At 64.0% G+C, this 21,497-nt stretch carries 19 protein-coding genes; 8 read left to right on the top strand and 11 right to left on the bottom strand.

Translation table 11 applies throughout. The features are described from left to right. Both GPT34_RS05390 and GPT34_RS05385 read right to left on the bottom strand, forming a co-directional pair. Positions 1-862 (bottom strand): ATP-dependent metallopeptidase FtsH/Yme1/Tma family protein (locus tag GPT34_RS05390; protein WP_291010230.1); only part of this gene is annotated, 862 nt, incomplete at its 3' end. A gap of 147 nt (positions 863-1,009) precedes the next feature. Beyond that, positions 1,010-1,681, bottom strand: coding sequence for an RlmE family RNA methyltransferase (locus GPT34_RS05385; protein WP_291010229.1), 672 nt, complete (start codon positions 1,679-1,681; stop codon positions 1,010-1,012). Between the two features lie 44 nt (positions 1,682-1,725). On the opposite strand from GPT34_RS05385, the gene GPT34_RS05380 reads away from it, so the two are divergent. The 3 genes from GPT34_RS05380 to GPT34_RS05370 all read left to right on the top strand — a co-directional run bounded on the left by GPT34_RS05380 (position 1,726) and on the right by GPT34_RS05370 (position 5,112). Then, on the top strand, positions 1,726-2,196 hold the full coding sequence (locus GPT34_RS05380; RefSeq protein WP_291010228.1) for a YhbY family RNA-binding protein: 471 nt from the start codon (positions 1,726-1,728) through the stop codon (positions 2,194-2,196). A 67-nt stretch (positions 2,197-2,263) separates the two neighbouring features. Continuing rightward, positions 2,264-4,342 carry a M3 family metallopeptidase gene (locus GPT34_RS05375; protein ID WP_291010227.1) on the top strand — a complete coding sequence of 693 codons (2,079 nt, stop codon included), beginning with the start codon at positions 2,264-2,266 and terminating at the stop codon, positions 4,340-4,342. A 71-nt stretch (positions 4,343-4,413) separates the two neighbouring features. Next, positions 4,414-5,112 (top strand): glutaredoxin family protein, encoded by a 699-nt coding sequence (locus tag GPT34_RS05370; protein WP_291010226.1) that lies wholly within the window; start codon positions 4,414-4,416, stop codon positions 5,110-5,112. A 30-nt stretch (positions 5,113-5,142) separates the two neighbouring features. On the opposite strand, the gene rpiA is transcribed toward GPT34_RS05370, so the two are convergent. Next, positions 5,143-5,820, bottom strand: coding sequence for a ribose-5-phosphate isomerase RpiA (gene rpiA / locus GPT34_RS05365; protein ID WP_291010225.1), 678 nt, complete (start codon positions 5,818-5,820; stop codon positions 5,143-5,145). 60 nt (positions 5,821-5,880) lie between these two features. Here rpiA and GPT34_RS05360 point away from each other — a divergent pair, with 60 nt between their 5' ends. After that, positions 5,881-6,975, top strand: coding sequence for a quinone-dependent dihydroorotate dehydrogenase (locus tag GPT34_RS05360; protein ID WP_291010224.1), 1,095 nt, complete (start codon positions 5,881-5,883; stop codon positions 6,973-6,975). A gap of 4 nt (positions 6,976-6,979) precedes the next feature. On the opposite strand, the gene GPT34_RS05355 is transcribed toward GPT34_RS05360, so the two are convergent. Continuing rightward, positions 6,980-8,098 (bottom strand): NAD(P)/FAD-dependent oxidoreductase, encoded by a 1,119-nt coding sequence (locus GPT34_RS05355; protein WP_291010223.1) that lies wholly within the window; start codon positions 8,096-8,098, stop codon positions 6,980-6,982. Between the two features lie 289 nt (positions 8,099-8,387). Here GPT34_RS05355 and GPT34_RS05350 point away from each other — a divergent pair, with 289 nt between their 5' ends. From GPT34_RS05350 to rsxB, 3 genes are all read left to right on the top strand, one after another. Next, on the top strand, positions 8,388-9,584 hold the full coding sequence (locus GPT34_RS05350) for an amino acid aminotransferase (protein WP_291010222.1): 1,197 nt from the start codon (positions 8,388-8,390) through the stop codon (positions 9,582-9,584). Positions 9,585-9,822: 238 nt separating this feature from the next. Then, entirely contained in the window at positions 9,823-11,259 is a 1,437-nt protein-coding gene (phaZ, locus tag GPT34_RS05345) for a polyhydroxyalkanoate depolymerase (protein ID WP_291010221.1), read from the top strand. 60 nt (positions 11,260-11,319) lie between these two features. Further along, entirely contained in the window at positions 11,320-11,973 is a 654-nt protein-coding gene (rsxB, locus tag GPT34_RS05340; protein ID WP_291010220.1) for an electron transport complex subunit RsxB, read from the top strand. Here rsxB and GPT34_RS17735 read toward each other — a convergent pair. Together GPT34_RS17735 and GPT34_RS05330 are read right to left on the bottom strand one after the other, a co-directional pair. Continuing rightward, positions 11,970-14,291, bottom strand: coding sequence for a methyl-accepting chemotaxis protein (locus GPT34_RS17735; RefSeq protein ID WP_363356385.1), 2,322 nt, complete (start codon positions 14,289-14,291; stop codon positions 11,970-11,972). The genes rsxB and GPT34_RS17735 overlap by 4 nt on opposite strands. Positions 14,292-14,359: 68 nt before the next feature. Next, a complete protein-coding gene (locus tag GPT34_RS05330; protein ID WP_291010219.1) occupies positions 14,360-14,701 on the bottom strand; it encodes a hypothetical protein in 342 nt (113 codons plus the stop codon). A 149-nt stretch (positions 14,702-14,850) separates the two neighbouring features. On the opposite strand from GPT34_RS05330, the gene GPT34_RS05325 reads away from it, so the two are divergent. After that, complete coding sequence (locus GPT34_RS05325) at positions 14,851-15,225, top strand: cupin domain-containing protein (protein ID WP_291010218.1); 375 nt, start codon at positions 14,851-14,853, stop codon at positions 15,223-15,225. Positions 15,226-15,282: 57 nt separating this feature from the next. On the opposite strand, the gene GPT34_RS05320 is transcribed toward GPT34_RS05325, so the two are convergent. The 5 genes from GPT34_RS05320 to GPT34_RS05300 form a co-directional block, all read right to left on the bottom strand. Beyond that, positions 15,283-15,768, bottom strand: coding sequence for a VOC family protein (locus GPT34_RS05320; RefSeq protein WP_291010217.1), 486 nt, complete (start codon positions 15,766-15,768; stop codon positions 15,283-15,285). Continuing rightward, complete coding sequence (locus tag GPT34_RS05315; RefSeq protein ID WP_291010216.1) at positions 15,765-17,816, bottom strand: acetyl/propionyl/methylcrotonyl-CoA carboxylase subunit alpha; 2,052 nt, start codon at positions 17,814-17,816, stop codon at positions 15,765-15,767. The genes GPT34_RS05320 and GPT34_RS05315 overlap by 4 nt, the downstream gene beginning before the upstream one ends. 137 nt (positions 17,817-17,953) lie before the next feature. Continuing rightward, positions 17,954-19,486: an acyl-CoA carboxylase subunit beta gene (locus tag GPT34_RS05310; protein ID WP_291010215.1), complete on the bottom strand. Its 1,533-nt coding sequence runs from the start codon at positions 19,484-19,486 to the stop codon at positions 17,954-17,956. A 33-nt stretch (positions 19,487-19,519) separates the two neighbouring features. Next, positions 19,520-20,524: a methylmalonyl Co-A mutase-associated GTPase MeaB gene (meaB, locus tag GPT34_RS05305; RefSeq protein WP_291010214.1), complete on the bottom strand. Its 1,005-nt coding sequence runs from the start codon at positions 20,522-20,524 to the stop codon at positions 19,520-19,522. Continuing rightward, a partial coding sequence (locus GPT34_RS05300; RefSeq protein WP_291010213.1) for a methylmalonyl-CoA mutase family protein occupies positions 20,521-21,497 on the bottom strand: 977 nt, incomplete at its 5' end. The genes GPT34_RS05300 and meaB, both read right to left, overlap by 4 nt.

Below are 21,497 nucleotides of genomic sequence, written 5' to 3'. Positions count from 1 at the left end.
ACATCTGGTTCAGAGTCTGTTCGCGTTCGTCGTTTCCACCGCCCAGGCCAGCGCCACGCTGGCGGCCGACAGCGTCGATCTCGTCGATGAAGATGATGCAGGGTGCGTTTTTCTTGGCGTTGTCGAACATGTCGCGGACCCGGGACGCGCCCACACCCACGAACATTTCAACGAAGTCGGAACCCGAGATGCTGAAGAACGGCACCTTGGCTTCGCCCGCGATGCCCTTGGCCAGCAAGGTCTTGCCGGTACCGGGAGGGCCGACCAGCAACAGGCCGCGCGGAATCCGCCCGCCCAGTTTTTGGAACTTGGCCGGGTCTTTCAGGAAGTCGACCACCTCCTTGACCTCCTCTTTGGCTTCGTCGCAACCAGCCACATCGGCGAAGGTCACCGTGTTGTTGTTTTCATCAAGCAGGCGCGCTTTGCTCTTGCCAAAGCTGAAAGCCCCGCCTTTGCCGCCTCCCTGCATCTGGCGCATGAAATAAATCCACACACCGATCAGCAGCAGCATCGGGCCCCAACTGACGAGCAAGGTCATCAGCAGCGAGCCCTCTTCCCGAGGGCGCACGTCGAACTTCACGTTGTTGCTGATCAGGTCGCCAACCAGACCGCGGTCCAGGTAGGTGGCGGTGGTACGGATGCGGCGATCATCTTGGGTGATGGCCACGATTTCGGTGCCACCCTGGCCTTCCTGAATGGTCGCGCTCTTGATCTGTTGCGTTTTGACCTGGTCCAGGAACTCTGAATAGCCTACGTAGCCGGCGCCCGCAGTAGCGCGGCCGTCGAACTGCTTGAAGACGGTGAAGAGCACCATGGCGATAACCATCCATACGGCGATCTTCGAAAACCACTGGTTGTTCAAGTGAGGCTCCTGGCGGAAATATTGACAGACACGGTCATTTATTACCCATTCTAGGACTTTCAAGGTGTCCTGCTCGCAATAGGTGACTTGCCTGTGTCAATCGGAGGGTTAGCTTTTGTTTCGAGCGCCCGACGGACACCATCGCGGTCACAAGGTCTTCTTCAGACCCAGACCCACCAGAAAGGTTTCAGAAGACTGGCCGCGCGAGGCTTTGGGCTTGATCGCCTTGACAGTGCGAAAGGTCTGGCGGAACAGCGCCACCATCGGATCGTAGGCGCCACCATGGAACAGCTTGACCACCAGCGAGCCATCGGGCCGAAGGTGTTTCACCGAAAAATCCACGGCGAGCTCAACAAGATCGCTGATGCGCGCCGCATCTGCTGAGCCGATGCCCGAGAGGTTGGGCGCCATGTCGGAGACCACCACGTCCACCGCCTCGATACCGCGCTCGCTCAAGGCATTCTCCAGTTCGGCGAGCACCCCGGCGTCCCGAAAATCGCCCAGGATGAAGTGCACGCCCTCCACCGCCTCCATCGCCAGCATGTCCAGCGCGATGATGTGACCGTCCAGGGCCCCCACCGCGGCGCCCTCAGGGCTGAGCCGGCGGCGCACGTACTGGCTCCAGGCGCCCGGGGCCGAGCCCAGGTCAACCACACAATCGCCGGGGCGGATCAGGCCCAAGGTCTCGTCCAGCTCCTTGAGCTTGTAGGCCGCCCGGGCGCGGAAGCCGTCCCGCTTGGCCAGCTTCACGTAGGGATCGTTCACGTGCTGGTTGAGCCAAGCCTTGTTGACCTTCTTGCTCTGCGTCTTGACTTTCATGCCCATAGGGGCCTTTCTGCTGCTGCGTCAACGATAATTGTCCCATGCCCCAAATCATCCTCACTCCCGCACAGCGCAAGGTCCATCGAGCCGACGCGCACCACCTCGATCCGGTCGTTCTCGTCGGTGGTGACGGCCTGACCGCCGCCGTCATCAAAGAGGTGGACGGTGCGCTCAAAGCACACGGTCTGATCAAGGTTCGCGTCTTCAGCGACGACCGCAGCGCGCGCGAGGCCATGCTGCAAGCCCTCACCGAGCAGCTGAGCGCTGCGCCGATTCAGCACATCGGCAAGCTGCTGGTGCTCTGGCGCCCGTTACCCGAGAAGGCCAAGCCCGTCGTTGAAGAGCGCATGCCCGGTCCGCGCGATGTCAAGGTGCTGAAATTCAGCAAACGCGGCGGCCAGCGCCCCGAAGTCAAGCTGGTTCGGGTGCTGGGCAACCAGCGCCTGACCCCCGGCGGCCAGGTCAAGCGAGCCAAGGTGCTCAAGAAGAGCATCAAGAAAAGCGCGCCCTGAGCAGCGCTGGATGGCGCTTGCCGGGCCACCCCTTGAACCATTGGCTTCCCACCGCATCTGAGACCTCATGACCGACCGCACCACACCAGCCGCCAGCAATCCGTTGCTGGACTTTGCCGATCTACCCCTGTTTGACGCCATCCGACCTGAAGCGGTCGCTCCGGCTGTCCAGCATCTGCTGGCCGACGCCAACGCGGCGCTGGAGACGGTCACCGCCGCAGATTTCCCGGCCGACTGGCGCCGGATGTCCGAGGTGCTGGACGTGTCTACTGAGCGCCTCGGTCGGGCCTGGGGCGCGGTGAGTCACCTCAACAGCGTGGCCGATACGCCCGAATTGCGCGCTGCCTACAACGCTGCTCTGCCCCAGGTCACCGAGTTCTGGACCAGGCTGGGTTCGGACGAGCGCCTCTACGCCAAATACAAGGCGATGGACCCGGCCCGGCTCACGGCCGAGCAGGCCCGGGCTCACCACAACGCCATGCTCGGCTTCCAGCTCGGCGGCGCCGATCTGGTGGGCGAGGCCAAAACCCGTTTTGCCGCTCTGCAGGAGCGTCAAGCCGAACTGGCGCAGAAGTTCAGCGAAAACGCGCTCGACGCCACCGATTCGTTCAGCCTGATTGCCACGGCAGAGGAACTCGCCGGCGTGCCCGACGACGTGTTGCAGGCGACGGCTGCCGCCGCGCAGGCAGACGGCCAGACCGGCCACAAGCTCACGCTGAAGATGCCGTGTTACCTGCCGGTGATGCAATTCGCCCACAGCAGCCCGGTGCGCGAGCGCCTGTACCGCGCCTATGTGACCCGCGCCAGCGATCAGGCCGAAGGCGACGGCACAAAGTTCGACAACACCGCCCTCATGAGCGAGATGCTGGCACTCAAGCTGGAAGAGGCGCGACTGCTGGGTTACCGCCACTTTGCCGATGTATCGCTGGTGCCCAAGATGGCCGAGTCGCCGGAGCAGGTGATCGAATTCCTGCGCGATCTGGCCAAGCGGGCCAGGCCGCACGCGGAAAATGACCTTGCCGATCTGCGCGCCTTTGCGGCTGCGGAACTCGGCTTGAAAGACCCCCAGCCCTGGGACTGGGCTTACGTCGGCGAGAAGCTGAAGGAGCAGCGCTACGCCTTCAGCGAGCAGGAAGTCAAGCCTTATTTCACCGCGCCCAAGGTGCTCGCTGGCCTGTTCCAGATCATCGAAACCCTGTTTGAAGTGGCGATCCGCCGCGACAGCGCGCCCACCTGGCACCCCAGCGTCGAGTTCTACCGCATCGAGCGCCACACGCCCCAGGGGGCCGAGCTGGTCGGCCAGTTTTACCTCGACCCGGGCGCGCGCAACGGCAAACGCGGTGGCGCCTGGATGGACGACGTGCGTGGGCGCTGGCAACGCCCGGACACCGGCGCCTTGCAGACACCGGTGGCGCACCTGGTATGCAACTTTGCCGAGGGCGTGAATGGCAAGCCCGCCTTGCTCACGCATGACGACGTGATCACGCTGTTCCACGAGTTCGGCCATGGCCTGCACCACCTGCTCACCCAGGTGAACGAACGCGACGTGTCGGGCATCAGCGGTGTGGAGTGGGACGCGGTCGAGCTGCCCAGTCAGTTCATGGAAAACTTCTGCTGGGAATGGGACGTGCTCAAGCACATGACCGCTCATGTGGACACCGGTGAACCCCTGCCGCGCGCCCTGTTCGACAAGATGCTGGCGGCCAAGAACTTCCAGAGTGGCCTGCAGACCTTGCGGCAAGTGGAGTTTTCCCTGTTCGACATGCTGCTGCACAGCGAAACCGTGGCCATGGACGGCCTGGCGATGCTGGCCCTGCAGCAGCGGGTGCGCGACGAGGTGGCCGTGATGCGCGCGCCGTCCTACAGCCGCACCGCCAACACCTTCAGCCACATCTTTGCCGGCGGTTACTCGGCCGGCTATTACAGTTACAAGTGGGCGGAAGTATTGTCGGCCGACGCCTACGCCGCCTTTGAGGAGGCTGCGGCGGCCAGTGGGCGGAGCACGCTCGACGTCACCACCGGCCGGCGCTACCGTGAAGCCGTGCTGGAAGCTGGCGGCAGCCGCCCTGCGATGGAGTCTTTCAAGGCCTTTCGCGGCCGAGAACCTGATATCGCCGCCCTGCTTCGCCACCAGGGCATGGCGTAAACCCTCCAAGCCTGCCTGAATTTTTTCTGCGATCTGCCGATACACGCTGTGAACTGCCGACTGGACATGCCATGAAAGCTGCGACCGCCTACCTCCAAACCCACCGGGATACCTGCTCCCAGCGCGTGGTCCGCGCCTGGACCCTCACTGGTCTCGTGCTGGTGCTCGGCCTGGCCGCGCTGTCGGCCAGCGCCCAAGGCGTCTACCGCATTGTCGGGCCCGATGGCCGTGTCACCTACTCGGACCAGCCACCGCCGGCCGCTGACGCCAGGCCGGTGGGCACAGGGGCCACCGCCTCGGCAGCCGAGGCCAACGCGCAGCTGCCGTTTCAGCTGCGCCAGGTAGTGGGCCGCTACCCGGTCACGCTGTACACCGGCAGCGACTGCGCGCCCTGCAACAGCGGGCGCAATCTGCTCAATGCACGCGGCATTCCTTACACCGAGAAGCTGATCAACTCGGCGGAAGATGGCGAAGCGCTCAAACGCCTGAGTGGTGACGCCTCTTTGCCCTTTCTGACCATTGGTGCCCAGCAAATCAAAGGCTATTCCGACACCGAATGGACCCAGTTCCTCGACGCGGCGGGCTACCCCAAGACCTCAGCCCTGCCGGGCAACTACCGTCGCCCTGCCCCCGCGCCGCTGGTGGCCGCCAAGGCCGCACCCACTGCCGGCAACACCGCACCCAATGGCACGGCAACCACCCGGCCTGCAGCCCCGGCGGAAATCCCGGTGGCACCACAGGTCAACAACCCGGCCGGCATCCGGTTCTGAAGCTGCCGCCTCGGGCAGTCGCGCGACTGGTCAGGCGCCGAAAGTGAGCGTCGTCACACCCGACGACGTGCCCAGCAGGCAGACGCTGGCCTTCTGGTGGGCAAACACGCCCACGGTGACCACGCCCGGCCACTGATTGACCTTACTCTCGAAACCCAGCGGGTCGGCGATTTTCAGACCGGTCACATCCAGGATGTGCTGCCCGTTGTCGGTGACCAGCGGCGCGCCGTCTTTCATGCGCAGCTTCGCCTGACCACCCAGCGCTTCGAACTGGCGCACCAGCCGCGCAGATGCCATGGGGATCACCTCGACCGGCAGCGGAAAAGCCCCCAGTACCTTGACCAGCTTGGACTCGTCGGCGATGCAGACGAACTGGCGCGACTGTGCCGCGACGATTTTTTCGCGGGTGAGCGCCGCGCCGCCGCCTTTGACCATGAAGCCGTTGCCGTCGATTTCGTCGGCACCATCAATGTAGACCGAGAGCTCTGCGACCGCATCGGCCTCGAACACCGCAATGCCCAGCGCTTTCAGACGCGCGGTGGAGGCCTCTGAGCTGGATACCGCACCCGGGATCTGGTCTTTCATCGTGCCCAGGGCATCGATGAACTTGTTGACGGTGGACCCGGTGCCTACCCCAACGACCTCCCCAGGAATCACGTAGTGCAGTGCGGCATGGCCCACCAGGGCCTTGAGTTCGTCTTGGGTCATGGGTGAAACGTGTTTTGAGACAATCGGAAAGAAGCTGAACCAACCAACCGCGATTATCCGATGTCCCTTCTGCCATACGGCCTGGCCCGACCCTTTCTGTTTGGCCTCGACCCGGAAGCCGCACACGATCTCACCCTGCACAGCATCGCCCGCCTGCAGCACTCGCCGCTGACCTGCCTCTACAGCGAGCGCCGGGTGGACGATGCCTTCACCCTGGCAGGCCTGCAGCTCCCCAACCGGGTCGGTTTGGCCGCCGGGCTGGACAAGAATGCCCGCTGCATCGACGGACTCGCCGCCATGGGCTTTGGTTTTGTCGAGGTCGGCACGGTCACGCCCAAGGCCCAGCCCGGCAACCCCAAGCCACGCATGTTCCGTCTGCCCGAGCGCCAGGCGCTGATCAACCGTCTGGGCTTCAACAACGGTGGACTGGACGCATTTCTCGCCAACGTGCAGCGGGCTCGATTCCGTCGACAAAGCGGCAGCACCCCCATGATCCTGGGCCTGAACATCGGCAAGAACGCGGCGACACCGATCGAACGCGCCACCGAGGACTACCTGACCTGCCTGGACGGCGTGTACCCGCACGCCGACTACGTCACCGTCAACATCTCCAGCCCCAACACCCAGAACCTGCGCAGCCTGCAAAGCGACGCCGCGCTGGACGCCCTGCTGGGCGCGGTCGCCGAGCGGCGCGAACAGCTCGCGCAAAGCACCGGCCGGCGCATCCCGGTGTTCTTGAAGATTGCCCCCGATCTGGACGTGGACCAGATCGGCGTGATCGCAGCCACCTTGCTGCGCTATGGCGCCGACGCAGCCGGTGCGCCCAACCAGACTCTGGGCGTGATCGCCACCAACACTACGCTGAGCCGCGAGGCGGTGGCCGGACTGCCGCACGCCGAAGAAGCGGGAGGACTGTCGGGCGGGCCAGTGCTGGAAAGCAGCAACGCGGTGATCCGACAGCTGCGCGATCAGCTGGGCCCCAAATTCCCCATCATCGGGGTGGGTGGCATCCTCAGCGCGCAGGATGCGGTGAGCAAGATCGACGCCGGCGCCGATGTGGTACAGATCTACACCGGTCTGATCTACCAAGGGCCGGCGCTGGTGCGCGCGGCTGCCGAGGCGATCCGCGATCGCCGCCAGGCGGCAAAAACCTAGGGTCTCAAAGCAGGTCGCGTACCCGCTCGGCGATGGCCAGCGAGCTGGTGAGCCCCGGCGACTCGATGCCAAACAGGTTAACCAGGCCTGGTACACCGTGCACCGCTGGGCCCTGGATGAGGAAGTCGGCTGCAGGTTCATCAGGTCCGCTGATCTTGGGGCGCAGCCCCGCATAGCCTGGCAGCAGCGCACCATCGGCCAGCTCGGGCCAGTAGCGACGCACCTCGGCGTAAAACGCCTCCCCGCGGGCCGGATCCACCAGCAGGTCGGTCGGATCTTCGGTCCACTGGACGTCGGGGCCGAACTTGGCCTGACCACCCAGGTCGATTGTCAGGTGCACACCGAGCCCCGCGAGGTGTTTGTCCGGCTCCGGCGCCGGATAGATCAGGCGCTGAAACGGAGAGCGACCGGCCAGCGTGAAGTAGCTGCCTTTGGCGTACCAAGGCCTGGGCACATGACGCGCATGCAGCCCCTGCATGGTGGCCGCCAGCGCACAGGCCGTGAGGCCTGCCGCGTTCACCACCGTTCTGGCGAGCAGGCGCATACCATCGGCAGTGTGCACCTCGATGCCCGCTTCGGTCGCGGCCAGCGCGCTCACGCCACTGTGGCAAGCCACCAGGCCGCCCGCATGCTCAAGATCGCCTTGCAGCGCCAGCATGAGCGCGTGGCTGTCCACGATACCGGTGGACGGCGAATGCACCGCCCCCAGGCAGTTCAGGGCGGGCTCCATGGCCCGGGCTTGTTCGCGGCTGAGCAGCTGCAAATCGGTTACGCCATTGGCACTGGCACGCGCTACGATGGCGGGCAGTGCCGCGAGCTGGCTAGACGTGTTGGCCACGATCAGCTTGCCGCAGCGGCGGTGCGCAATGCCCCGATCGACGCAGTAGTCGTACAGCATGGCCTTGCCCTGCACACAGAGTTGAGCCTTGAGCGACCCTGCCGGATAGTAGATGCCGGCGTGAATCACCTCGCTGTTGCGCGAGCTGGTGCCCGTACCAATGGCATGCTCGCGCTCGATCACCATCACCTCTCGGCCAGCAAGGGCAAGCGCCCGACCCACGGCCAGGCCCACCACACCCGCGCCAATGACCACGGCATCGACCCATTCGACTGATTTGCTCATGGTTTCAACTCTTCGCTAGGTTCTGCGCGGCATCCGCTCTGGTGAGCGCTGTGCCGCTGTAGTTGCATGGACGCCAAGGCCAGGCTGTTGCCTCGTGCTTTCCGGTCGATCGAGGGGCGCAGTTGTCACGATTGTTCCATAGCGCATGGTCTTGAATCACCGTGGAACAAGCATCCAGAGGGCATCGCAGGCGTAGGGACCACGCCGGGAACCGACCGCCAGCCCATGGCGATTCGCCAGAACCTTAGAATTAGGGTTGTCCCCCCCCTTCATCCCCTCGGAACTCAGCATGTCCCTCTTCTCCGCCGTCGAGATGGCCCCCCGCGACCCGATCCTGGGTCTCAATGACCAGTTCAACGCCGACACCCACCCCAACAAGGTCAACCTAGGCGTGGGCGTCTATTTCGACGACAACGGCAAGCTGCCCCTGCTGCAATGCGTGCAGGCCGCCGAGAAAGCCATGATGGACAAGCCCACCGCGCGCGGCTATCTGCCTATCGACGGCATCGCGGCCTACGACGCTGCGGTCAAAGGTCTGGTGTTCGGCGCTGACAGCGAGCCGGTCAAGTCGGGTCGCGTGGCCACGGTACAGGGCATCGGCGGCACGGGTGGTCTGAAGATCGGCGCCGACTTCCTGAAGAAGGTGAACCCGACCGCCAAGGTACTGATTTCCGACCCAAGCTGGGAAAACCACCGCGCGCTCTTCAGCAGCGCCGGCTTCGAGGTCGGCAGCTACGCCTACTACGACGCTGCCAAGCGCGGCGTCGACTTCGCCGGCATGCTCGCCAGCCTGCAGGCCGCAGAGCCCGGCACCATCGTCGTGCTGCACGCCTGCTGCCACAACCCAACCGGCTACGACATCACGCCCGAGCAGTGGGACCAGGTGATTGATGTCGTCAAGGCACGCAACCTGACCCCTTTCCTCGACATGGCCTACCAGGGCTTTGGCCATGGCATTGCCGAAGATGGTGCGGTGATCGCCAAGTTCGTCGCCGCCGGGCTGAGCTGCTTTGTCTCCACCTCGTTTTCCAAGAGCTTCAGCCTGTATGGCGAGCGCGTGGGCGCGCTGTCGGTGCTGTGCGAGAGCAAGGAAGAGGCGGACCGTGTTCTCAGCCAGCTCAAGATCGTGATCCGCACCAACTACTCCAACCCGCCCACCCACGGTGGCGCCATCGTGGCCGCCGTGCTCAACAACCCCGAGCTGCGGGCGCTCTGGGAGAAGGAGCTGGGCGAGATGCGTGTTCGCATCAAGACCATGCGCCAGGCGCTGGTCGATGGCCTGAAATCCGCCGGCGTGAAGCAGGACATGGGCTTCATCACCCAGCAAATCGGCATGTTCAGCTACTCGGGCCTCTCCAAGGAGCAGATGCAGCGCCTGCGCAGCGAGTTCGGTGTCTACGGCACCGACACTGGCCGCATGTGCGTAGCCGCACTGAACAGCAAGAACATCCACCATGTCTGCCATTCGATTGCTCGAGTGGTTTGAGCCGTCGGGCGCAGCGCCCGTCCCGTGGGGTTGAGGATAGCCAGCAGGCTGTGACAGGCCTGACTCGCAGACAGCGCAACCGATGTGCCCGCTCAATGGGGCAATAGTTGATCGAGGCTGCCCGAATCAGCTTTCACGGAGGTGACAGTTCGGGTGGCAGTCTAGGTGCTTCTCCCGCTGCGCGCCTTCACACTTGCTGGTATATTGCACTGCAACATAACCGTTGACGGATACACACATGCTCTACCAGATTTACGAAACGCAGCGCTCCATCATGGAGCCGTTCGCCGACCTGGCCGAGGTGGCCGCCAAGCTGTACAACAACCCTGCCCTGCCGCTGGCGCAGTTCCCGCTGGCCCAGCGGGTCTCCGCCGCCTACGATCTGATGCACCGGCTGGGCAAAGACTACGAAAAGCCCGAGTTCGGCATCCGCACAGTGAACGTAGACGGTGTGGACGTGGCCATCCACGAGCGCATCGAGGTCAACAAGCCCTTCTGTGAACTGCGCCGCTTCAAGCGCTTCTCCGACGACACCCACACGCTGGCCAAACTCAAGGGTCAGCCTGTGGTGCTGCTGGTCGCCCCACTCTCGGGCCACTATTCCACGCTGCTGCGCGACACAGTGCGCACCATGCTCAAGGACCACAAGGTCTACATCACCGACTGGAAAAACGCCCGCCTGGTGCCGCTGTCCGAGGGTACCTTCCATCTCGACGACTACGTGAACTACGTGCAGGACTTCATCCGCTACCTGCAAAAGGGTTACGGAAACTGCCACGTGATCAGCGTCTGCCAGCCCACCGTGCCGGTGATGGCGGCCATCTCGCTGATGGCCAGCCGCGGCGAGACCACGCCCTTGACCATGACCATGATGGGTGGCCCGATCGACGCGCGCAAGTCGCCGACCGCGGTCAATGACCTCGCCGTGGAGCGCAGCCACAGCTGGTTCGAGAACAACGTGATCTTCCGCGTGCCCGACAAGTTTCCAGGCGCAGGCCGTCGCGTCTACCCGGGCTTCCTCCAGCACGCCGGCTTCATCGCCATGAACCCGGATCGACACGCGAGCAGCCACTACGACTACTTCCAGGACCTGATCAAGGGCGACGGCTCCAGCACCGACAGCCACCGCAAGTTTTACGACGAGTACAACGCAGTGCTCGACATGGACGCCGACTATTACCTCGACACCATCGAGACCGTGTTCCAGGAATTCAAGCTGGTCAATGGCACCTGGGATGTGAAGAACCCCCAAGGCCAGCCCGAGCGCGTCAAGCCGGCCGACATCAAGAACACCGCACTGCTGACGGTAGAGGGTGAGCTCGATGACATCACCGGCAAGGGCCAGTCCAAGGCTGCGCACAACCTCTGCTCTGGCATCGTCAAACAGCACCACATCGAGGTGCTGGGTGCCGGTCACTACGGCATATTCAGCGGCCGTCGCTGGCGCGAAAAGGTCTACCCCAAGTTGACAGAGTTCATCCTGATGTACCAGCCCAAGCCGGCTGCCGAGACCGCCGCGTTGCCCCGCCCGGCCACCGCGCCTGCGCCTGCAAAGAAGGCCGTGGCGCGTCGGCCAGCGGCTGCCAAGAAAGCCGCGCCCGCCAAGGCCATCGTGGCCCCGGTCGCCAAGCCCGCTGCGCCACGCAAGCGCGCCCAGCCGGCCAAAAAGGCCTGAGGCATCACCGATGCGGATGGCGACCAGCCGTCCAGATTCAGGGATTCTGACATCGCCAGCATGAACCCACTGGCCTTGAAGATCGACGCCGTCCTTCCGCAGACGCAATGCACGCGCTGCGGCTACCCCGACTGCGCGGCCTATGCACACGCTGTGGCGGCGGGCGAGGCAAACATCAACCAGTGCCCACCTGGCGGCACGGAGGGCATCACCCGGCTCGCTGCCATCACCGGCCAGCCCGTCCTGCCCTTGAGCGAGGAACACGGCGTCGAAGGGCCACTGACCGTGGCGGTGATCGACGAGGACTGGTGCATTGGCTGCACCCTGTGCATCAAGGCCTGCCTGACCGACGCCATCGTGGGCAGCAACAAACTCATGCACACCGTGGTCGAACCGCATTGCACCGGCTGTGAACTGTGTCTGCCGGTCTGTCCGGTCGACTGCATCTCTTTGGTGGTGGTCAATGAACACAGCGGCTGGGCCGGCTGGTCACCCGAGCAGGCGGCCCACGCACGCGAACGGTACCTGCTGCGCAAACAGCGCCTCGTGCGCGAAGAAGTTGAGCAAGCGCAGCGGCTGGAAGCCAAAGCAGAGCACAAGCTGGCCGACTTGGCAGCTCACAGTCAGCACACCGATCCGACCGCGCTCGACCAGAAACGCGCGGTGATCGAGGCCGCCCTCGCGCGCGCGCGTGCCAAGCGCGAAGGCGCTTAGGCGGTTTCTGCCAAGACCGTTTTGTAGACCCCGCAGCCGACGTAAAGGTCGTCGACCCGGGTCACGTAGGACATCTTGGCCTGGACCGCGCCCGTCTGCGGGTTGACGATGTCGTACTCCACCCAGCCCGGCTCGGATTCGGCTTGGTTGATGATGGCCTCCAGCAGCGCCTGGCCGTCGACCCCTTGGATGTCCTGCACCCGGCTGCCCACCTTCTCCGGCTTACCGCCAAAGGCACGGTAGCCGCCGGTACGGTCAAGCGCAAATACGTACATGTCGCGATCGTGAAAGCCGTTGGACGGTGTGGTCAGATCGGCCACAAACGTGTCCTTGCCCACGCTGGCGCGAAGGGCAACCGCCCGATTCACGAGCGCAATGGCCTCCTCGGCTGTGCCCTGTTGCAACTGAAAAGACGACACCGCTCGCGACAGCTCACCAGCTCGGGTGGCCAACTGGTTGGCCTGCTGCACAGCGCGCTCCACCATCTGCGCATTGCGCTGCGTGATCTCGTCGAGCTGGCTCACTGCAGAGGAAATCTGGATCAGACCAGTGCTCTGCTCGGCGCTGGCGGCCGAAATCAGCGACATGTTGGTGGCCACACCACGCACGCCGGAGACGATCTTCGTCATGTTGTCGCCCGCGGTGCGAATGCGCTTGACGCTGGCGTCCACCTGCGAGCTGGACGCCTGGATCAGTTCGCGAATCTCGCGCGAGGCGGCGGACGACCGCTGCGCCAGCGTGCGCACTTCATTGGCCACCACCGCAAAGCCACGGCCCTGTTCACCCGCTCGCGCGGCTTCCACCGCAGCATTGAGCGCGAGGATGTTGGTCTGGAATGCCAGGCTGTCGATCACGCCGATGATATCGTTCATCTGCTGTGCACCCTTCTGGATGATGCTCACGGAATCCACCGCTTCATTCATCGCTTGAGCGCCTGATTCGGCAACGTCGCGGACCTGGCTCGCCTGCGCATCCGAATCGCTGGCGGTCCCGGCATTCTGGTGCACTGTGCTGGAGAGCTCCTGCACGCTGGCCGCAGTCTGCTCCAGGTTGGCGGCCTGCTGCTCGGTCCGGTCTGCCAGGTCTCGGTTGCCCAGCGCCAGGCCTTGGCCCGAGTGCGCCACCAGCGCCGAGCTGCTTCGCACCTCGGCCACCATGGCTGAGAGGTTGGCGTTCATGCGCTTGAGCAAGGAAGCCTGCTCGGCCAGTTCATCCGAGCCGCGCACCAACACAATCGAGCGCAGGTTGCCTGTCGCGGTTTCGCGCATGACCGCGATGACCTGGCGGAAATCGGTCACGAAGCTGAAATAAAAGGACAGCATCAGGTACGTCACCAGCAAGATGCCGGAGCTGGCCGCCGCCAGCGTCACCGTGCGCAGCCACTGATAATTTTGCAAGCGCTCCTCGAGCAACAGGCCGAGACGAGCGGCCAATTGTGTGTCGTAGGCCGCGATCGCATCGATGGCGCGGGTGCCTGCGGCGAAATAGGATGGCGCCGCCATGGAGCCGGGCTGAGCCAAGGCGCGTTCGGCCTGCTCCAGGTAGGTCATGACCTCGTCAATGGTGGCCTGCCCGTTCAGATCGGACAGGCCGTGCTGGCGAAGAAAGCGCTGCAGGTAGGCCATGTCCTGGCTTCGGCTGCGAGCGCTGCCGATCAGCACCTTCAAACTTTGGATCACTGCCAGATCGGGCTCGGCAAGCGCCAGCTGACCAGCGCCCAGGCCACGGATCTGCCCGATCAGTTCAGCCCATGCTGGTGCCTGACTGACCGTCATGTCCATCAAGAAATAGGTGCCTGGCACCGGGTCGAACAGCAGGCTGGAACGCTCGGCCGTGGTGTAAATCATCTGTCGGAGGTCACGCACCAGCTCACTGTGCAGGGCGAAGGCCTGCGCTGCCGTGCCCTGGCTGCTGGAAGACAAGGCCTGCACACGCGCCTTGAGCGGCGCCCACTCGGGCAGGAGCTCGAACCGGCTGTGCAAGCTCAGAGAGTTCTCGAGCTCACCAGTGGCCTTGTTCATGGCATCGCGTGTTCCTGTGAGGGCATCTTGCGCCGCCGGGTTGCCCGACAGCAGCATGTTGATCTGCCCCCGATGCTTCTGGACTTCGACGATCACCGCGTTGATGCGCTGCACCAACTCACCGCCGTGAATTTCGTCTTGCGTCACGCGGATGTCGGCGGCCAGGCGCTGTACCAAAAACACGGTGATCAGCACAAGCGGCACGATCAGCACGACCGCCAGAGCGCCGAGCTTGGTGGGCAGGCGCAGGTTGCGCATGAGCGTGACGCCTGGCTTCAGAGACTTGAAGAACAACATGACCGCAGGACTCCGGGGGGAGAAAGAGAATAGTGAAAAATAGCGTTGGTAGCGAAACCAGCGCCACGTCAGTGCGCCGCCAGCGACACGCCCGACTGGTGCGATTGGTAAAAGCGGAATAGCTGGCCAGACAGCATCGCCAGGGTGTCGTCACCCATGGCGCGCGCGTGCACCAGCTGCTGCAGCGCGTAGCGCGGGTTGCCCAGCATATGGGTGCGGCTGATGCTCATGCCATGGGTGGCCATGCGCAGGCTGAACTGGCTCAGCAACTCCTCGGGCCAGGGCAACACCAGCTGGTGCTCACGCCAGCGGGGCGCCCGATCGGCCCAGCGGGCGTCGCCCTGGCTCAGCAAGGCATCCACCGCTACAGGATCGCGGTGCTGGGACTGGGGAGTACGGGCTTGTTCCATGGGTATCTCCGGGGCTGGGCGTGGCAACGGCAGTGGCCACCGACGTGTTCCCCAATGTAGCCAGCGCAGCCCGCCGCTTGCGGCCGATAAAGGGGGGAAATCTGGCGCAAATCGCCGCAACAGCTTCGCGGCTTTGCCACAATGTGGGCATGGAACACGCTCACCCTCGCCTGATCAAGCTCGTCGCCTTGCCCATCGGGGCGCCGGAGACCGACAACCCGAAGCCGGACCGGCTGGTCCGGGGCAATCCTTTGCGCGAAACCTGGAACCTGGTGCAGGACCATCTGCCCGCAGGCGAGGTGTTTTGTGGCGTCTGGCGTTGTCAGCCCGGCCGCTGGCGCATCGCCATGGGACCCACCGAGCGCGAGCTGTTCACCGTCCTCAGCGGCGTGTGCCGGGTCCACGATGCCAAAGGCGGTTTTGAGCAGACGGGCCCGGGCGAAGGCCTGTACATCCCGCCGGGTTTCACCGGCGAGTTCGAGGTGCTGGAGCCGTTGACCAAAACCTACATGATCTGCGAGTAGACGGAAAAAAGCCCTGCCGGCAGGAGCGCCGCAGGGCTCGGGTGGGCGCGAGCAGGCTCAGGCTGGCTGCTCTGCCAGCTGGGCGAAAGCCGCCACCACCTCGGGCGGCGCCTGCACCAGCTCGATCAGCACGCCCTCTCCGGCAATGGGGAACTCATCGTTCGCCTTGGGGTGCAGGAAGGTGATGTCGAAGCCCGCAGCTCCCCGGCGAATACCACCAGGCGCGAAACGCACGCCCTGCGCGGTCAGCCACTGCACCGCTTGCGGCAGCTTGTCGATCCACAGGCCGACGTGGTTGAGCGGCGTGGTATGCACCGCCGGCTTTTTGTCAGGGTCCATGGGCTGCATCAGGTCGACTTCAACCTTGAACGGGCCGCTACCCATGGCGCAGATGTCCTCGTCGACGTTTTCTCGCTCGCTCTGGAACGTGCCGGTGACTTCCAGCCCCAGCATCTCTACCCAGAGCTTCTGCAGTCGCTGCTTGTCTGGCCCGCCGATGGCGATCTGCTGGATGCCCAGCACCTTGAACGGACGCGGGCTCATTTCTCGAACTCCACGATCGGTTGGTCCACAGTCAGCGACGCGCCCTTGCCCGCCAGCACCTTGGCCACCACGCCATCGGCAGTGGCAAACAGCACGTTCTCCATCTTCATGGCCTCGATCACCGCCACGCGTTCACCGGCCTGCACCTTCTGGCCCACCTGCACCGCCACCTCAACCAGCAGGCCAGGCATGGGCGAGAGCACGTATTTGCTCATGTCGGCCGGCGCCTTGAATGGCATCAGCTGGTGCAGCTCGGCCATGCGCGGCGAGACCACCATGGTCTCCACCAAGGTCCCGTTGTGCTGCACCACCAGGGCCAGCGGGTTGCGCGCCGTGCCGCGCTCGATCTGTGCAGTGAAGCTGCTGCCGTTGCACTCGCCTGAGATGCAGATATCGTTCAGGCGTGAAGGGCTGGTGATGGCGTAGCGCTTGCCCGCCACGGTGACCACCGCCGAGCCGATCTGGCCCAGCACCTCGTCCACGTGCACCGGCGTGTAGCGGTTCTTGGCGCCGTTACCCAGAGTGATCACGGTGAAATCGTGGCCCACCTTCACGCCGTAGCCCGGCAGCTGCCCGGTAAGGCCCGCGGCGCGCTCGCGCGACTTGCGGCGCACGAAGGCGGCGAGGGCCAGCAGAAAGTCCGGGTCGCCGTGCGGCACGTCCTCGGCCTTGAAACCATGGGCGTAGTGCTCGGCGATGAAACCGGTGTTGAACGCGCCCGAGACGAAGTTCGGGTGGGCCAGCAGCGCCGCCTGGAACGGGATGTTGCTGCTGACGCCACGGATCACGAAGGCGTTGAGCGCCTCGCGCATCTTGGCGATGGCCTCGGTGCGGTCTTTGCCATGCACGATGAGCTTGGCGATCATCGAGTCGTAGTGCATCGGGATCTCGCCGCCATCGACCACGCCAGTGTCGACCCGAACGCCGTACAACGCTTCGGTATTGCCCTGGAACATGGTCTGCTCCGGGGGCGCAAAGCGCACCAGGCGCCCCATGGAGGGCAGGAAGTTGCGAAACGGATCTTCGGCGTTGATGCGGCACTCCATGGCCCAGCCATTGCGCTGCACGTCCTTCTGTGTGATCGGCAGCTTTTCTCCAGCCGCCACCCGGATCATCAGCTCCACCAGGTCCAGACCAGTGATGCATTCGGTGACCGGGTGCTCCACCTGCAAGCGGGTATTCATTTCCAGGAAATAAAAGTCCTGGTCCTTGCCGACCACAAACTCCACGGTACCGGCACTCTGGTACTTCACCGCCTTGGCCAGGGCCACGGCCTGTTCGCCCATGGCCTTGCGCGTGGCCTCGCTGATGAACGGCGACGGCGCCTCTTCGATCACTTTCTGGTGGCGGCGCTGAATCGAGCACTCGCGCTCGTTCAGGTAGATCACGTCGCCCTGGCTGTCGCCGATCACCTGGATCTCGATGTGGCGCGGCTCCAGCACGTACTTTTCGATGAACACACGGTCATCTCCAAAGCTGTTGCGCGCTTCGTTCTGGCAAGCCGTGAAGCCTTCGAAGGCCTCCTTGTCGTTGAAGGCTACGCGCAAGCCTTTGCCACCACCGCCCGCAGAGGCCTTGATCATCACCGGATAGCCAATGTCTTTGGCGATTTCCACCGCCCGCTCGGCCGTCTCGATGGCGTCGTTCCAGCCCGGGATGGTGTTGACCTTGGCTTCCAGCGCCAGCTTCTTGGAAGCGATCTTGTCGCCCATCGCCGCGATGGAGTGCGCCTTGGGCCCGATGAAGGCAATGCCCTCTTCTTCGCAGCGCTTGGCAAAGGCTTCGTTCTCGCTCAGAAAGCCATAGCCGGGATGGATGGCCTGGGCGCCAGTCTTTTTGGCCGCCTCGATGATCTTCTCAGCCACCAGATAAGACTCGCGCGAGGGGGCCGGGCCGATCAGCACCGCCTCATCGGCCAGCTGCACATGGCGTGCTTCCTTGTCGGCTTCGGAATACACGGCCACAGTGGCGATGCCCATCTTCTTTGCCGTGGCGATCACTCGGCAAGCGATTTCGCCTCGGTTGGCGATCAGGATTTTCTTGAACATGGTGTTGTCCTATTTCTTCAAAACCAATTCATCGCCGGAGCGAAGTTTCCAGGGTGCCGCGGAACCGGCTTTGCTGGGCCGCAGGCGCCGCCCCCTTAGAGGGTGACGCGCACAGCACGGCGCAGGGGTGGGCATGTTCACAGCGGGATGTTCCCGTGCTTGCGCCACGGGTTCTCAACCTTTTTGTCTTTCAGCATCACCAGGCTGCGGCAGATGCGCTTTCGCGTCTCGTGCGGCAGGATCACGTCATCCACATAGCCGCGCGAGCTGGCGACGAAGGGGTTGGCAAAGCGGGTTTTGTACTCCGCTTCCTTAGCCGCAAGTTTGGCGGGGTCGCCCTTGTCTTCGCGGAAGATGATCTCCACCGCGCCTTTGGCACCCATGACCGCGATTTCGGCGTTGGGCCAGGCCAGGTTGACGTCGCCGCGCAGGTGCTTGGAGGCCATCACGTCGTAGGCACCGCCATAGGCTTTGCGGGTGATCACGGTGATCTTGGGCACTGTGCATTCGGCGTAGGCGTAGAGCAGCTTGGCGCCGTGTTTGATGATGCCGCCGAACTCCTGCGAAGTGCCGGGCATGAAGCCGGGCACGTCGACGAAGGTGACTACCGGGATGTTGAAGGCGTCGCAAAATCGCACAAAGCGCGCGGCCTTGATGGAGCTCTTGATGTCCAGGCAACCGGCAAGCACCAGCGGCTGGTTCGCCACAATGCCCACCGTCTGCCCGTCCATGCGCGCAAAGCCGATCAGGATGTTTTTGGCGTACTCGGGCTGCAGCTCGAAGAAGTCGCCATCGTCTACGGTCTTGACGATGAGTTCTTTCATGTCGTACGGCTGGTTCGGGTTCTCTGGCACCAGGGTGTCGAGGCTGCGCTCCATGCGGTCGATCGGATCGCCGCTGGGGCGAACCGGTGCCTTTTCGCGATTGGACAGCGGCAGGTAGTTGTAGAGCCGGCGCAGCATCAGCAATGCTTCCACGTCGTTTTCGAACGCGAGGTCGGCGACGCCGCTCTTGGTGGTGTGCGTCACCGCGCCGCCCAATTCCTCAGCGGTCACGCTCTCGTGCGTCACGGTCTTCACCACCTCGGGACCGGTAACAAACATGTAGCTGCTGTCCTTCACCATGAAGATGAAGTCGGTCATGGCGGGTGAGTACACCGCACCACCGGCCGATGGGCCCATGATCATGCTGATCTGCGGCACCACGCCGCTGGCCATCACGTTGCGCTGGAACACCTCGGCGTAACCACCGAGCGATGCCACGCCTTCTTGAATCCGCGCGCCGCCCGAATCGTTGAGGCCGATCACGGGTGCGCCGACCTTCATGGCCTGGTCCATTACCTTGCAGATCTTCTCGGCGTGCGCTTCCGAGAGCGCGCCGCCGAATACGGTGAAGTCCTGGCTGTAGACGAACACCAGGCGTCCATTGATCATGCCGTAGCCGGTGACCACGCCGTCACCCGGGATCTTGTTGTCCTGCATGCCGAAGTCGGTGCAGCGGTGTTCGACAAACATGTCCCATTCTTCGAAGGTGCCTTCGTCGAGCAGGACCTCAAGGCGCTCGCGCGCGGTCAGCTTGCCTTTGGCGTGCTGCGCGTCAATGCGCTTCTGCCCGCCACCGAGCCGGGCGGCGGCGCGCTTCTTTTCCAGCTGTTCCAGGATGTCTTGCATGGGGTTCTCCAGATCAATCGTGAGTAAGGGGTGTCAGTCAAACAATTCAAGCAGCTGGCGTGCTGCGGTCGATGGGGGCAGCTCACCTGCCAGCACTTGCCGGGTGGTGTCATCCAGCGCGCGCTTCACTTGGGGATGGGCGCGAAAGCGCTGCTTAAGGCCGGCGTCGATGCGCTCCCACATCCACGCGCGACTCTGCTGCTGGCGACGCTGGATGAGCTGGTGGTTGGAAGTCTGCAAGGACCGGAACTGAGACACCGCGGCCCAGAAGCGGTCCACGCCCTCACCCTTTAGCGCACTGAGCTGGATGACTTGCGGGTGCCAGATCTGCTCATCGTGATGGGCATGGTCGGGATGCCCATGCTGGCCCAGCAATCGCAGGGACGAGGTGATCTGAGCCCGCGCGCGGGTGGCGGCGTCGGGGTCGATATCGGCCTTGTTGATCACCACCAGATCGGCCAGTTCCATCACGCCCTTCTTGATCGCCTGCAGGTCGTCGCCGGCGTTGGGCAACTGCATGAGCACAAACATGTCGGTCATGTTGGCCACCGCGGTCTCGCTCTGACCCACACCCACCGTTTCGACGATCACCACGTCGTAGCCGGCGGCTTCGCAGACCAGCATGGCCTCGCGCGTTTTTTCTGCCACGCCGCCCAGCGTGCCGCTGCTTGGGCTGGGGCGGATGTAGGCCTGCTCGTGAACGCTCAAGTGCTCCATGCGCGTCTTGTCGCCCAGGATGGAGCCGCCCGAGACGCTGCTCGACGGATCGATGGTCAGCACGGCCACGCGGTGGCCTTGCGCGATCAGGTACAGGCCCAGCGCTTCAATGAAAGTGCTCTTGCCCACGCCGGGCACACCGCTGATGCCGAGCCGAAAGCTTTTTCCCGTGTGCGGCAACAAGGCCGTCAGCAGCTCGTCGCCCTGCACGCGGTGATCGGTGCGGGTGGATTCGAGCAGCGTGATGGCCTTGGCCATGGCGCGCCGCTGCACCAGCGCCGCCCCCTGAACGATGCCCTCCAACAAGTCCACAGAGGTCACCCCTGGGCTTTCTTGATCTGCTCCAGCACGTCTTTCGCGCTGGCGGGAATCGGCGTGCCCGGGCCGTAAATGCCCTTCACGCCCGCCTCGTACAGCATCTCGTAGTCCTGGCGCGGAATCACGCCGCCCACGAACACGATGATGTCGTCGGCGCCCTGCTTCTTCAGCTCGGCAATGATGGCCGGCACCAGCGTTTTATGGCCAGCCGCGAGCGTGGACACGCCAACCGCGTGCACGTCGTTTTCGATCGCCTGGCGCGCGCACTCTTCGGGCGTCTGGAACAGCGGCCCCATGTCCACGTCGAAACCCAGGTCGGCAAAAGCCGTGGCCACCACTTTGGCGCCGCGGTCGTGGCCGTCCTGGCCCAGTTTGCTGATCATCACGCGTGGGCGACGGCCCTGCGCTTCGGCAAACGCGTTGATCTCGTGTTTGAGCTGGTCCCAGCCCTCAGCGGAATCGTAGGCAGCAGCGTACACACCGGTCACCTTTTGCGTGTCGGCGCGGTGGCGCCCGTAAATCTTCTCCAGCGCGTCGGACACCTCGCCGCCGGTGGCGCGAAGGCGCATGGCCTGAATGCTCAGGTCGAGCAGGTTGCCCTGGCCGCTTTCGGCGGAAGCGGTCAGAGCTTGCAGCGCCGCCTGCACTTTGGCCTCATCGCGGCTGGCGCGAATCGCCTTCAGTCGGGTGATCTGGCCTTCGCGCACCTTGACGTTGTCGATGTCACGCGCCTCGATCGGGTCTTCGTTCTTCAGCTTGTACTTGTTGACGCCGACGATCACGTCCTTGCCGGAATCGATGCGCGCCTGCTTCTCGGCCGCAGCCGCTTCGATCTTGAGCTTGGCCCAGCCGCTGTCCACGGCCTTGGTCATGCCGCCCATGGCCTCCACCTCTTCGATGATGGCCCACGCCTTGTCAGCCATTTCCTGCGTCAGGCTTTCCATCATGTAGCTGCCGGCCCAGGGGTCAACCACGT

It is taken from the genome of Hydrogenophaga sp. (assembly GCF_011390835.1).
Classification (GTDB): Bacteria; Pseudomonadota; Gammaproteobacteria; order Burkholderiales; family Burkholderiaceae_C; genus Hydrogenophaga.
This window is presented reverse-complemented; position numbering and strand designations above follow the sequence as displayed.